The organism is Acidovorax sp. GW821-FHT10E04 (genome assembly GCF_059415185.1).
Window position 1 is genome coordinate 456,105 of record NZ_JBWKMT010000002.1, and the last position, 12,573, is coordinate 468,677.

At 69.2% G+C, this 12,573-nt stretch carries 12 protein-coding genes; 6 read left to right on the forward strand and 6 right to left on the reverse strand.

The annotated features are described in order from the left end of the window. Positions 1-477, reverse strand: a complete 477-nt coding sequence (locus tag AC07OC_RS07075; RefSeq protein WP_218340823.1) for an AraC family transcriptional regulator — start codon at positions 475-477, stop codon at positions 1-3. A 125-nt stretch (positions 478-602) separates the two neighbouring features. Here AC07OC_RS07075 and AC07OC_RS07080 point away from each other — a divergent pair, with 125 nt between their 5' ends. Together AC07OC_RS07080 and AC07OC_RS07085 are read left to right on the forward strand one after the other, a co-directional pair. Continuing rightward, complete coding sequence (locus tag AC07OC_RS07080; protein ID WP_218340824.1) at positions 603-1,793, forward strand: aminotransferase-like domain-containing protein; 1,191 nt, start codon at positions 603-605, stop codon at positions 1,791-1,793. Between the two features lie 7 nt (positions 1,794-1,800). Then, positions 1,801-2,028 (forward strand): SlyX family protein, encoded by a 228-nt coding sequence (locus AC07OC_RS07085; RefSeq protein WP_218294183.1) that lies wholly within the window; start codon positions 1,801-1,803, stop codon positions 2,026-2,028. 9 nt (positions 2,029-2,037) lie between these two features. Here AC07OC_RS07085 and AC07OC_RS07090 read toward each other — a convergent pair whose 3' ends face one another. After that, positions 2,038-2,670, reverse strand: coding sequence for a TetR/AcrR family transcriptional regulator (locus tag AC07OC_RS07090; RefSeq protein WP_218294184.1), 633 nt, complete (start codon positions 2,668-2,670; stop codon positions 2,038-2,040). A 95-nt stretch (positions 2,671-2,765) separates the two neighbouring features. Between AC07OC_RS07090 and AC07OC_RS07095 the strand changes: the two genes are divergently transcribed. Beyond that, entirely contained in the window at positions 2,766-4,829 is a 2,064-nt protein-coding gene (locus AC07OC_RS07095; protein WP_494601004.1) for an oxidoreductase, read from the forward strand. 66 nt (positions 4,830-4,895) lie between these two features. Here the strand turns inward: AC07OC_RS07095 and AC07OC_RS07100 are convergent, their stop codons facing one another. Together AC07OC_RS07100 and AC07OC_RS07105 are read right to left on the reverse strand one after the other, a co-directional pair. Beyond that, positions 4,896-5,579 (reverse strand): 3'-5' exonuclease, encoded by a 684-nt coding sequence (locus AC07OC_RS07100; RefSeq protein WP_494600664.1) that lies wholly within the window; start codon positions 5,577-5,579, stop codon positions 4,896-4,898. Between the two features lie 82 nt (positions 5,580-5,661). Next, on the reverse strand, positions 5,662-7,191 hold the full coding sequence (locus AC07OC_RS07105) for a CYTH and CHAD domain-containing protein (RefSeq protein WP_494600665.1): 1,530 nt from the start codon (positions 7,189-7,191) through the stop codon (positions 5,662-5,664). Between the two features lie 357 nt (positions 7,192-7,548). On the opposite strand from AC07OC_RS07105, the gene AC07OC_RS07110 reads away from it, so the two are divergent. After that, positions 7,549-9,204 (forward strand): methyl-accepting chemotaxis protein, encoded by a 1,656-nt coding sequence (locus tag AC07OC_RS07110; RefSeq protein ID WP_255591399.1) that lies wholly within the window; start codon positions 7,549-7,551, stop codon positions 9,202-9,204. Positions 9,205-9,219: 15 nt separating this feature from the next. Then, the gene (locus AC07OC_RS07115; protein WP_218294188.1) at positions 9,220-9,423 is read left to right on the forward strand and encodes a hypothetical protein; all 204 of its coding nucleotides are present in this window, start codon (positions 9,220-9,222) and stop codon (positions 9,421-9,423) included. 36 nt (positions 9,424-9,459) lie between these two features. On the opposite strand, the gene AC07OC_RS07120 is transcribed toward AC07OC_RS07115, so the two are convergent. Then, positions 9,460-10,746 carry a sensor domain-containing diguanylate cyclase gene (locus AC07OC_RS07120; protein ID WP_218340829.1) on the reverse strand — a complete coding sequence of 429 codons (1,287 nt, stop codon included), beginning with the start codon at positions 10,744-10,746 and terminating at the stop codon, positions 9,460-9,462. 89 nt (positions 10,747-10,835) lie between these two features. Here AC07OC_RS07120 and AC07OC_RS07125 point away from each other — a divergent pair, with 89 nt between their 5' ends. Beyond that, a complete protein-coding gene (locus tag AC07OC_RS07125; RefSeq protein ID WP_218340830.1) occupies positions 10,836-11,189 on the forward strand; it encodes a DUF6172 family protein in 354 nt (117 codons plus the stop codon). 58 nt (positions 11,190-11,247) lie between these two features. On the opposite strand, the gene AC07OC_RS07130 is transcribed toward AC07OC_RS07125, so the two are convergent. Further along, positions 11,248-12,504, reverse strand: coding sequence for a DEAD/DEAH box helicase (locus tag AC07OC_RS07130; protein ID WP_494600668.1), 1,257 nt, complete (start codon positions 12,502-12,504; stop codon positions 11,248-11,250). Between the last annotated feature and the right edge of the window lie 69 nt (positions 12,505-12,573).

A 12,573-nucleotide genomic window follows, 5' to 3' on the forward strand; every position in this document is an offset into this window, starting at 1 on the left:
TCAGGCCGTGCGCTGCACCGCCAGGCACAGCCAGCACGGAAACGCGCCCGTGGCGGGGTTGACGGCGAAGTGCTCGTCATAGACCTCGACGGCGGGCCGCGCGGCCACTTCCCAGCCTGCGGGGATCTGCCCCGGGGCCATCATTCCCGCCCAGGCCGCACCGATCTCGGGCCCGGTGCCGACGAACTGCAAACAGGCGTAGTCGCCCCCCGGAAAGTCCTGTACCAGCGCCTCGGTGCCCGTGCGCAACCCGACGCCCACCTGCACGCAGGCGTCGTAGCGGCATTGCGCGGGCGGTGTGCAGGCGGGGTTGTCCAGGCTGATGCCGTAGTACCTGGGGCGCGGCTCGGCGAGGCCATGGGCCGCGCACCATTGGCCAAAGCGGTCCCACAGCTGCGTGAGCGACGGGCCGTAGGGGCCGGTCTGGCGCATGTAGGCAAGGCGCATCGGGGGCAACTGGCGGATGTCGAGGGGCATGGGTGGTCCTGGATGGGATTGCGGTAGGGAGGGCGCTTTTGTGCCTTGCAGTCTAAGCCGCAGGAAACCTGCTCGGCAATTGGCGACAATGCGGGAATCCTTTGCCACCCATTTTTGTCCACGCCATGCAATTCGCCGACCGCCTGAACAATGTAGAAACCTCCGCCATCCGTGAGCTTTTCAAGCTGCTGGGCAAGCCCGGCATCATCAGCTTCGCGGGTGGCTTCCCCGACAGCGCGATGTTCGACGTGGAAGGCATCCGCGCTGCCAGCAACGCCGCCCTGGCCGAAGAACCCGGCGCCGCGCTGCAGTACGGCGCGACCGAAGGCTACAACCCCCTGCGCGAGCAACTGGCCGCCTTCATGGCCAGCAAGGGCGCCCAGGACGTGGCGGCCGACAACCTCATCGTCACCACCGGCAGCCAGCAGGCGCTGGACCTGCTGGGCAAGACCCTCATCAGTCCCGGCGACAAGGTCATCGTGGAAGGCCCGACCTTCCTGGCCACCATCCAGTGCTTTCGCCTGTACGGCGCCGAACTCATCAGCGCGCCCATCGACGGCAACGGCGTGAAGACCGACGAGCTGGAAAAGCTCATCGCCGAACACAAGCCCAAATTCGTCTACCTCATCCCCACCTTCGGCAACCCCAGCGGCGCCATGCTGAGTCTGGAGCGCCGCAAGGCCGTGCTGGAGATGGCCGTGAAGCACAGCACCCTGATCGTCGAGGACGACCCCTACGGCGACCTGTACTTCGGCGACGCACCGCCCCCCAGCCTGCTCAACCTGTCGGCCAGCGTGCCCGGCAGCCGCGAGCTGCTGGTGCACTGCGGCAGCTTGAGCAAGGTGCTGTCACCCGGCCTGCGCGTGGGCTGGATGATCGCCCCGGCCGAGCTGCTGGCCAAAGCCACCATGTGCAAGCAGTTCAGCGATGCGCACACCAGTACCTTCGCCCAGGCCACGGCCGCCCAGTACCTCAAGGCCGGCCGCATGCCCGGCACGCTGGCGAACGTGCGCAAGGTGTATGCCGAACGCGCCCAGGCCATGGGCGATGCGCTGCGCAAGGAGCTGGGCGGCGCCATCGAGTTCGTGCAGCCCCAGGGCGGCCTGTTCGTGTGGGCGCGCCTCACGGGCGCGGGTGGCAAGGTGGCCGACGGCAACGTGCTGGCAAAGCGCGCCATCGAAAAGGGTGTGGCCTTCGTGCCCGGCACGCCCTTCTTCTGCGCCAACCCCGACCACGCCACGCTGCGCCTGTCGTTCGCGACGGCCGACGTGGAGAAGATCCGCGAAGGCGTGGCGCGCCTCGGCCAGGCCCTCTGAAGCGTCGATGTCGGACGCCAACGATCTCGCCCAGATTCTCCAGCGCCTGGAAAGCCTGGAGATCAAGGCCAGCTTCACCGAAGACCTGCTGGACCAGCTGAACATGACCATCTACCAGCAGCAGCAACTGATCGACCGGTTGACGCACGAGGTCATCCAGCTGCGCCAGCAGGCGCCCGAGAGCGGCTCGAACGGCCCGCGCAACCTGCGCGACGAGCTGCCGCCGCATTATTGATCTAGCGATCTAGGCTTTCACGGACCGCCAGGCCGCATCCGCCAACTCCGCGCGGTACGTGGTGGGCGAGGGCAGGCCGCCCTGGGCAGCGTTGCCCGACAGCCACGCCCTGCAATAGCTTTGCACCGGGCCCATGACCAGCGACGGCATCAGTTCGCAAGGCAGGTCGCGCAGCGCGCCCGATTGGCGGTGCGGCTCGAACCAGGCCACCAGCGCCTGGTTGCGGCCCCGCGCCGCCTCGGCCAGGTCGGCGGTGCGCGGGCCTGCGGCCACGGCGCCGCGCGCCTGGAACAGGAAACGTGCCCGCTCGGGTTGTGCCACCACCCAGTCCAGATAGCCCGTGACCAGGGCCGACACGCCCGCCTCGACGCCCTGGGCGGCATCCAGCTGCGCCTGCACGCTGCGCGACTGGTCGTGAAAGATGTCGAAGAACAGCGCCGCCACGATGCCGTCGCGGTTGCCGAAGTGGTGATAGATGCTGCCCACGCTGGCCCCGCAGCGGGCGCGCACCCCGTCGATGGTGACGGCATCCACGCCGCCTTCGGCCGCGCAGGCGAGGGCGGCGTTCAGGATGTCCTGGCGGCGGTCGGTGGCGGCCTCGGCCGGGGATGAGGTGGAGGGCGGGGAATTGCGGCTTGCCATGGAATGCGATTCTAGAATAAAGTTCTAGAAAATACTTCTAGTCCACGATTTCCATGCATCCTTCCCCCATTGCCGCCCCTGCAGCCGCTGCATCCATGCCCGGTGCCGCCTTGTACCCGCACTTGCTCGCGCCGCTTGACCTGGGTTTCACCACCCTCAAAAACCGCGTGTTGATGGGCTCCATGCACACCGGCCTGGAGGACGGGCGCGACCTCACGCGCATGGCGGCGTACTTCCGCGAGCGGGCCGAGGGGGATGTGGGACTGATCGTGACGGGCGGCTTTGCTCCCAACATCGCGGGCTGGGCCAAGCCCTTCGCGGGCACGCTGGCGACCTCGGGTGCCGCCCGGCGCCACCGGGTGGTGACCGACGCGGTGCACGGCGCCGGCGGCAAGATCGCGCTGCAGATCCTGCACACCGGCCGCTATGCCTACCACCCGCTGGCCGTGGCACCCTCGCGCCTGCAGTCGCCCATCTCGCCGTTCACGCCGTTCGCGCTGTCGGCGCGCGGGGTGGAGCGTCAGATCCGCGCGTTCGTCAACTGTGCCGTGAAGGCGCGCGAGGCAGGCTACGACGGCGTGGAGGTGATGGGCTCGGAGGGCTACTTCATCAACCAGTTCCTCTCGCAAACCACCAACCTGCGCAGCGACGCCTGGGGCGGCGACTACAGCCACCGCATGCGCCTGCCGGTGGAGATCCTGGCCCGCATGCGCGAGGCCGTGGGGCCGGACTTCATCATCATCTACCGCCTGTCGATGATCGACCTGGTGCCCGGCGGCAGCGCCTGGGACGAGATCGTCACCTTGGGCAAGGCCGTGGCCACCGGTGGCGCGAACATCGTCAATACCGGCATTGGCTGGCACGAAGCGCGCGTGCCCACGATTGCCACCAGCGTGCCGCGCGCGGCGTTCGCCTGGGTCACGCAGAAGATGAAGGCCGAGTTTGCGGCGGCAGGCATCACCACGCCACTGGTCACTTCCAACCGCATCAACACGCCCGAGGTGGCCGAGCAGGTGCTGGCCGATGGCTGCGCCGACATGGTGTCGATGGCGCGTCCGCTGCTGGCCGACGCCGCCTTCGTGAAGAAGGCGGCAGAGGGCCGGGCCGACCGCATCAACACCTGCATTGCCTGCAACCAGGCCTGCCTGGACCATGTGTTCCAGAACAAGACCAGCAGCTGCCTGGTGAACCCGCGCGCCTGCCACGAGACGGAACTGGTCTACCGGCCCATCGCCACACCGTCCGCACGCAAGCGCATCGCCGTGGTGGGCGCCGGGCCCGCCGGCCTGACCGCTGCCACCGTGGCCGCCGAGCGCGGGCACGAGGTGCACCTGTTCGACGCCGCGCCCGCCATCGGCGGCCAGCTCAACATGGCCAAGGTGGTGCCGGGCAAGGAGGAGTTCCACGAGATGCTGCGCTACCTGGCCACGCGGGTGGAGGACACGGGCGTGCAGCTGCACCTGAACCGCGTGGTGCAGGCCTGCGACCTGGCGGGCTTCGACGAGGTGGTGATCGCCACGGGCGTGCTGCCGCGCGACCCGCAGATCCCTGGCCAGGACCACGCCAAGGTGCTCAGCTACATCGACGTGCTGCGCCACGGCAAGCCGGTGGGCGAGCGCGTGGCCATCATCGGCGCGGGGGGCATCGGCTTTGACGTGGCCGAGTACCTCACGCATGGCGAGCACCCTTCCACCACGCTCGACCTGCCGGCCTGGAAGGCCGAGTGGGGCATCACCGACCCCGCCGAGGCGCGCGGTGGCCTGGCCCCTTCGGGCCCGCGCGCCACGCCCCCCGCGCGGCAGGTGACGCTGCTGCAGCGCAAGAAGGGCAAGCTGGGCGCGGGCCTGGGCAAGACCACGGGCTGGATCCACCGCACCACGCTCAAGATGAAAGAAGTGCAGATGGTGAGCGGCGTGAACTACGAGCGCATCGCCGACGAGGGGCTGCTGGTGTCCTACGGCGACAAGCGCGAGGACCCGACCTGGATCCCTTGCGACACCGTGGTGCTGTGCGCGGGACAGGTGCCCCTTTTCAGCCTGGCGCAGGCGCTGGAGGCCACGGGCCGCAAGCCGCACCGCATCGGCGGCGCGCTGGAGGCGGGCGAGCTGGATGCCAAGCGCGCTATCGACCAGGCGGCGCGGCTGGCGGCGCGCTTGTAAGGCGAGTGAAGCCGGTTTTTAAGAAAAACAGGCCGCCAGCGCTGGATAGGAAAGCGCTGGCAGCTATTATTTTGATAGTTTCTGGCCGACGGCCGATGTCCCCCGCTGCGCGGCAGAACTCTCGAGTGCGTTGAACACCCGCAGCGCGGCCCACGCATCGTTGGCCGCGTAGACCAGCTGGGCCTCCGTCAGCCGGGCGTTGGCCCAGTTCGAGGTGGCGGCCTTCTTGGACTTGATGAAGCGCCGGTTGAACAGCACGGCCACCGCGCCCTTCACACCCATGTCCTTGCGATAGCCGCGCTGGCGGAACACGGTGTTGAGTTCCAGCACATCGGCCGGCTGCACGCCCAGCTTGTGCTGGATGCGTTTGGTGTCGTCCCCCAGGCCAAAGCCCGCCTTGGTCACGCCGCGCAGGGCCAGCAGCTCGGCCACGCGCGCGCGGCAGCCGGGGTCGTGCAACTGGAAGACCCAGGCGGTGTCGAGCGTGGCCAGCTGCACGATGTGGGGCCCGTCGGACTGTTCGCCCTGCACGAAGGTGGGCTTGGATTCGGTGTCGAACCCCCACGCGCTGGCCGCCGCCAGGGCATCGCAGGCCTTGTCGGCCTGCTCCGGGGTGGAGACGAGGGCGATGCGGTCGGTGCCCAGGCGCTCGAAGGGTTCCAGCAGGGCGATCTGGTCTTTGCCGGGGGTGGCGTGGTGGGCGGCGCGCGAAGGCGGGTGGGGGTGCCGGGGAGGGGGTGGTGCCGTCATGGGCCCATTGTGCCGTGCGGGCCCTGGAGCCCCGATGTGCCCGTGCCCAGAGGTCGGGCGCATCCGCCTGCGTGCCGGCCTCTCAGCGCTTGCCCGTCGTGTGCAGGCGGGGCGTCCCGGCAATGTGGCCCAGGGCCTCGTCGCAGGCAGCCACGGTCAGTGCCTGCCGCGCAGCCAGCCAGCCCACGCCAAACCAGGCCTTCGGGTCGGTGGCGGCGATGTCGCCATACAGCACGCTGGCCACGCGTTCATCGTTCAGCCGGCCCAGGGCCGCCAGCGCGGGCTGCAGGCTGTCGAGGAAAGATTCCCCTTCGGCGTCCAGCGCAGGCGCCACGAACTCCGTGAGATAGCGCAAGCGCTTGAGGCGCTTGCGCAGGCGGTGTTGCTCGTCCACCGGCAGGGCTGCAAAGCCCTGGGCCCCCTGGCGCACCCTGGCGTGCAGGCGGTGCAATCGCTTTTGCAGCAGGCGGCGGGTGTCCCGGGCCTCCAGGCCTTGGTCCCCGGCCGCCGACGCGTCATCGCGGCCCCGGGCCGTGAACGCCATGAGGGCGATGAGTGCCGCCTGGAACGCGGGCGTGCGCACGATGATGGCGGCGGCGGGAGCCTGGTCCGCCGCCGCACGCACCTCCAGCGCAGGCGCGCCCGCATCGCGCATGTCGGCGACGATGGCCTGCAGCGCCTGGCCCCGGTCGCGCAGCTGGCCCAGGCGCTGGAACACCTCCACCAGCGGTGGCTCCCAGGCGGGGTCGAACGCGCCGGGGGCCAACGGCGCCAACTCGCGCAAGGCCGTGCGCAGCCGGCGGATGCCGATGCGCAGCTGGTGCACATGTTCCTCGTCGCCCCCGCCTTCCACGATCTCGCTGGCATTGCCCAGGATCTGCTGGAGGCAGTGCGCCACCACCACGCGCTGCAGGCCGCGCCCCTGCAAAAAGTGCTTGCGCTGGCCGCTGGCACGCAGGGGGGCGGCCTTGGTGGCGGGCCGGGCCCATTGCGCGGCCAGCAGCCGCTCGCCGCGCTCCGCCTTGGACACCGTGCTCAGAAACAGCCCGTGCCGTGTGGCCCACCGGGCGGCGATGGCCGCCAGGCCTGATACCGGCCCGGCCTTGAGTTCCAGCTCCAGCTCGCAGATGCGCGCCTCTTTCTGCTGCGGCGTGCCACGGTGGGCGATGACCTGCCCGGTGTCCAGGGCCAGCTCCACCACGCCGCCCTTGAAGGCGATGTCCCGCGTCACGCGGTCCATGGCGGTGCCATAGGTTTCGGCCAGGGGGCCGCTGGCGCCCTGCAGCGCGTGCAGCAGCCGGGTGCCCGCCAGGGTGCCGGCATGCAGTGCGGTGTGGGGCTCGGGGGCGGGGCCCGCGGCGTGGGCCGGGCCCCGGTCCACGTTGTGCTCCTCCCGGTCCAGGGGGCCGTCACCCAGGGCCTTGACGGTCTGCACCCACAGGTCGCCTTCGCGGCGCAGCCGCAGCGCGATGCCGCGGGCCGCCAGAGCGCCGTCGGGCGTGTCGAAGTAGCGGGCCTCCATGCGGATGGACGCGCACGGGCCCCGGCGCGCCGCCGCCTGCACGGCCGCCAGGCGCTCGGGAGGAATGCAGAACTTGAATTCGATTTCCATGGGGTTTATTTTGCCTGCGCGTGGAAGTGTTTTTATTTTTGCAGAGAGAAAGTGCAGTGGTGAATAATGCGTGGAGATAATCGGAAATATCCAAGAATGATCATCATGACAATACCCGTGCCTTGCATCGAATTCCCGGTTGGCTGCCGGATGTGGCGGGGATTCGGCGGATTATAGGGTGGCCATGAATATCCGTGTTCGAATTGCCCTGTTCTTCGGTGGAGGATGTGTCAATACTTCCCTTTCGGCTTGGATTATCGATTGGTCACGGTTCTGTCATTTGAAACAATTAGTATCTTCTGGGTGCCCGGGGTCGTCTCCGGTGGCCATTCAAGAGGATTCCAGATGCTTCAGAAAATGAAAATTGGCACCAGGCTGGCCCTGGCATTTGCAGTGCTTCTGCTGCTGATCTCCGCGCTGGCGGCTGGCGGCATCAGTGGCGCCAAGCGCCTGACGGAGCGCAGCGCGGCGCTGTATGGGGACCGCACGGTGCCCATGGGCGTGCTGGCCGAGATCAGCCACCTGACCCAGCGCAACCGCGTGCTCGTGATGGACATGCTGATGGACCCCGGCACCAGCAATCTGCAGGCAAGCCATGCGGCGCTGTCCGCGAACGTGGAGCGGATCCGGGCCCTGTGGAAGTCCTACACCGCCAAACCCCTCGGCGAGCAGGAGCAGGCGCTGGCCCGGGCCTTCGCGCAGGCCAATGCCGCGTACCTGGACAAGGGGCTGATTCCCGCGGCCGCGGCGCTGGTGGCGGGCAAGTACGACGATGGCTCCGAGCTCTACATCAGCCAGATCCGGCCCCAGGCCGCGAAGGTGCAGGATGCCGTGGAACAGCTGGTGGCGTTGCAGATCAGCCTGGCGGACGCGGAGTTCGGCGCGGCCCGGCAGATGAGCGAAACCATCCATGTGTGGATGCTGGCGGCCACCGTGCTGGCGCTGCTGGCGGGCACGGCGATGGCATGGGTCATCACCCGGTCGATCTCGCATCCGCTGCGGCAGGCCGTGGCGTTGGCGCGGACGGTGGCCGGAGGCGACCTGAGCGCGCAGATCGAGGTGCGCGGTGCCGACGAGACGGCGGAGCTCCTGGGGGCGCTGCGCGAGATGAACCAGCAGCTGGTGCGCGTCATCACCGAAGTGCGCGAGAGCACCGAGTCGGTGGCGCAGGAGGCCGTGCTGATCGCGGGGGGCACCGAAGACCTGGCCCGCCGCACGGAGACGCAGGCCTCCAATCTGCAGGAGACGGCCGCCTCCATGGAGCAGCTCACCATCACGGTGCAGCACAACACCGACAACGCCCACCGCGCCACCCACCTGGCGCAGGAGGCCAGCAAGGTCGCGAACGAAGGCGGCAGCGTGATGCGCAATGTCATCGCCACCATGCAGGAGATCCATGTCCAGTCGCAAAAGATCACGGACATCATCAAGGTGATCGACGACATCGCGTTCCAGACCAACCTGCTGGCCCTCAATGCGGCCGTCGAGGCCGCCCGCGCGGGGGAGCAGGGGCGGGGCTTCGCCGTCGTGGCCGGGGAAGTGCGGGGGCTGTCGCAGCGCAGCAGCACGGCGGCGCGCGAAATCCGGGGGCTGATCACGGCGAGCGTGGATGGGGTCGAGCGGGGCTCGGCGCTGGTTGGCCAGGCGGGCGAGCGCGTGGCCAATACGGTGCGGCATGTCGATCAGGTGGTGGAGCTCATCAGCGAGATCCGGGACGCCGGCCAGGAGCAGTCCCGGGGCATCGCGCAGATCGGTGAAGCCGTGCGCCAGCTTGACGCCGCGACGCAGAAAAATGCGGCGCTGGTGGATGACAGCTCGTCGGCGTCCACGGGCATGAAGCACCAGGTGCGGCGGCTGCTGGAAGTGATCCACCAGTTCCGCCTGGCCCCCGACGGCGCCGCCGCGGCGGTGGACGGGACGGCGCCGCAACCATCGGGCGGTGCGCGGCAGCTTCTGGCGGCACCGCCACGGCCCCAGGCGGCGCACAAGCGCCTGGCCACGGTGCCGCGCTAGGACGGAGCCCTTTCCATGAACAGGACCGATGTACTGATTGCCATTGCCGAGGTGGCGCGCACGGGAGGCGCTTCGAGCCCCGAGGACTCCATTTCGCAGCTGGCCATGGTCATCGACGGCCTGGAGCTGTCCAGCAGTGGTTCGGAGATGGCGATGGAGATGCTGCTCAAAAGCGCCGCCTGCCTGTGGAACCTGCAGCAGGAGCGGCTGCGCCTGTGAAGCACCGGGAGGCGGGCGCTGCCCCGGTGCGCCTTCTCAGCGCGGGGCCGGTGGCGGCTCTTGCGGGGCGGCCACGTCGAGGGACGCGATCTGGTTGCGCCCCTGGTGCTTGGCCAGGTACAGCGCCTGGTCGGTACGGTCCAGCATGTCGCGCAGGCTGCGGTCGCTTTGCCGGAAGGCGCCCAGCCCCAGGCTGGCGGTGATGCCATAGCCGTGGCCCGCCTCGTCGGCCAGGCGCAGCGCGCGGATGCTCTGGAGAATGCGCATGGCCACTTCCATGCCCTCGGCCAGCGCGGTCAGCGGCAGCAGCACGCCAAACTCCTCGCCCCCCAGCCGGCCCACCGTGTCGCTGGCGCGCAGCTGGCTCTTGACGGCCTGGGCAAACGCCACCAGCGCGCGGTCGCCCTCCAGGTGGCCAAAGCGGTCGTTGATGGACTTGAAGTGGTCCAGGTCCAGCATGAGCAGCGCGAGCGGCTCGCCGTTGCTGCGCGAGCGCGCGTACACCGATTCGGCGCATTCCAGGAACGCGCGGCGGTTGGCCATCCCCGTCAGCATGTCGGTGGTGGCCAGGCGCTGCAGCTCGCGCTCCAGGTTCTTGCGCTGCGTCACGTCGCGGTAGATGCCCTCCACGCCCGCGAAGTTGCCCGCATGGTCGTACAGCGCGTGGCTGCTGATGGAGATGTCGATCACCTGCCCGTCGCGCCGCACCATCTGGCCGGGAAAGTCCGACACCTCGCCTTTTTCCACGATGGCGGCCTTGAACGCGTCGCGGTCGGAGCTGTGCGGGTAGTACGACTCGGCGGTGCGGCCCTCGATCTCGTGGGGCTCATAGCCCAGCACGCGCCGCACGCCCGGGCCCACGTGCTGCACGACACCCTTGGCGTCCGTGCGGTAGTACACGTCCTGCATGTTCTCGAACAGGCGGCGGAAGTTCTGTTCGCTTTCGCGCAGCTGGTCCTCGATCTCGCTCTGGTGCGTCATGTCCAGGCCGCACATCAGCACGGCGGGGGCGCCCTGCCACTCCACCGCCACGCTGCTGATCAGCACCATGCGCAGGTTGCCCCGCAGCGTGCGGATGCGGAACTCCGACGGCTTGTTGGGCCGTCCTCCCTGCCCGGGCACGGTGACCTGCTGGACACGGTGGTTGGAGCGCACGCGGTCCATGGGATGCACGAAGTCGTCCGAGGGCCTGCCGATGAGGCTGTCCGGGCCCGGTGCCTCCAGGAGATCCAGGCCGGCGGCGTTGGCAAAGCGGATGATGCCCCCCTGGGCGACCAGTACAGCCGCTGGCAGCAGTTGCAGCAGACGGAGGTCGTTGAACATCGGCGTGACGTAACAAAAGGTAATGCCCCATTGTGGCACCGGGGTGGGCCGGTGGGAATCGATGTTTGTCACAGGCGGTACCATCGCCCATGAGAAAAACTTTCCAACTCCACGTTGAAGGCAAGAACCGCGACCGCGTTCTGGATGCCGTCAAGCACGAAATCCGCAAGTACATCAAGCGCGAACGGCGCCGCGAGCTGCCCGAAGGCGCTGACTTCTGGGACTTTGACTGCCAGTTCGGCCGGACCAGGGAAGACGCCGCCGCGGCGCACCTGTCGGCCTTGACCGGGCTCATCAACGAAGTGGCGGCAGAAGGCGGCCCGCAGTTCCATGTGGAGATCGTCGCCAGGCCCGGCAAGCGCACGCCCCGGCCCGCGGGCGAGCCCGGGGCCCCGTCCGGCCAGGACGGCGGCGGCATGGACGAGGCCGGCGAAGGGGCTTGACCCCGGGCCGTGGCGAGCGGGCGGCCAGGAGCCCCCGCGGGTGTTCGACAGGCTCCTTCTAGGAGCCTTTTTTGTCTGCGGCCGCCGCAGCGCGCAGCTTGTCCTTCTTGCTGGGCCGCTTTCCCTTGATGCCGCCGGTGCCCTGGGGGTCGGCGGCCGAGGCCGGCGCGGGGGCCTCGGTGGGCTCAAAGCCCGCAATCTGCTCGCGCGGCAGGCTCAGGTGCTGGCGTTTTTCGATGAGCCGGAAGTGCGCTTCGGCATCGGCCGTCACGAAGCTCACGGCCACACCGCTCTCGCCCGCGCGGCCCGTGCGGCCGATGCGGTGCACATAGTCCACGGCCGAGCGGGGCAGGTCGTAGTTCACCACGGCCGGCAGCTGCGCGATGTTGATGCCGCGCGCGGCCAGGTCGGTGGTCACCACCACCTGCCAGCGTTCGTCTTTGAACTCCTGCAGCACCTGCTTGCGCGCGCCCTGGCTCAGGCCGCCGTGAAAGGGACTGGCGAAAATGCCGGCCTTGTACAGCTTTTCGGCCACATGCTCGGCCGCGTACTGCGTGGCCACGAACACCAGCACGCGCGGCCAGCCGTGCTCCTTGACCAGGTGCCGCAGCAGCTGGGTGCGGCGGGCGGCATCCACCGCGATGGCGCGCTGCTCGATGGCGGGCTCGTTGCCCGGGGTGTGGGGCACCTCCACGCGCACCGGGTTTTTCAGCAGGCCGTCGGCCAGCGCCTGCACGGCGGCGGGAAAGGTGGCTGAAAAGAACAGGTTCTGCCGCTGGGCGGGCAGCAGGGCCAGCACGCGCGCCAGCTCTTCGGCGAAGCCCAGGTCCAGCAGGCGGTCGGCCTCGTCGAGCACCAGGTGCGCCACGGCGGACAGCCGCAGCGCGTTGTGCTCCACCAGGTCCAGCAGGCGGCCCGGCGTGGCCACCACGATGTCGGCGCCGCCGCGCAGCCCCAGCATCTGCGGGTTGATCGACACGCCGCCGAACACGATGGCGATCTTCAGCGGCTGCTGCAGGTGCTGGGCCAGGCTGCGCAGCACCTCGCCCACCTGGGCGGCCAGCTCGCGCGTGGGCACCAGCACCAGGGCGCGCACCCTGCGCGGGCCGCCGGTGGCGCCCAGTTGCAGCTGCTGCAGCAGGGGCAGGGCGAAAGCGGCCGTCTTGCCCGAACCCGTCTGCGCGGCGCCCAGCAGGTCAGCGCCTTGCAGGGCGGCTGGAATGGCGCCCGCCTGGATGGGCGTGGGCGCCACGAAACCCGCCTTTTCGGCAGCGTGGACAAGGGCAGGGGACAGACCGAGGGAGGCAAAGGGCATGGAGGCAGCGCTGGAGCGGCGTTGAAAGCGGACGCACGACAGCGCGAACGGGGAAAGATGGGGGATTGT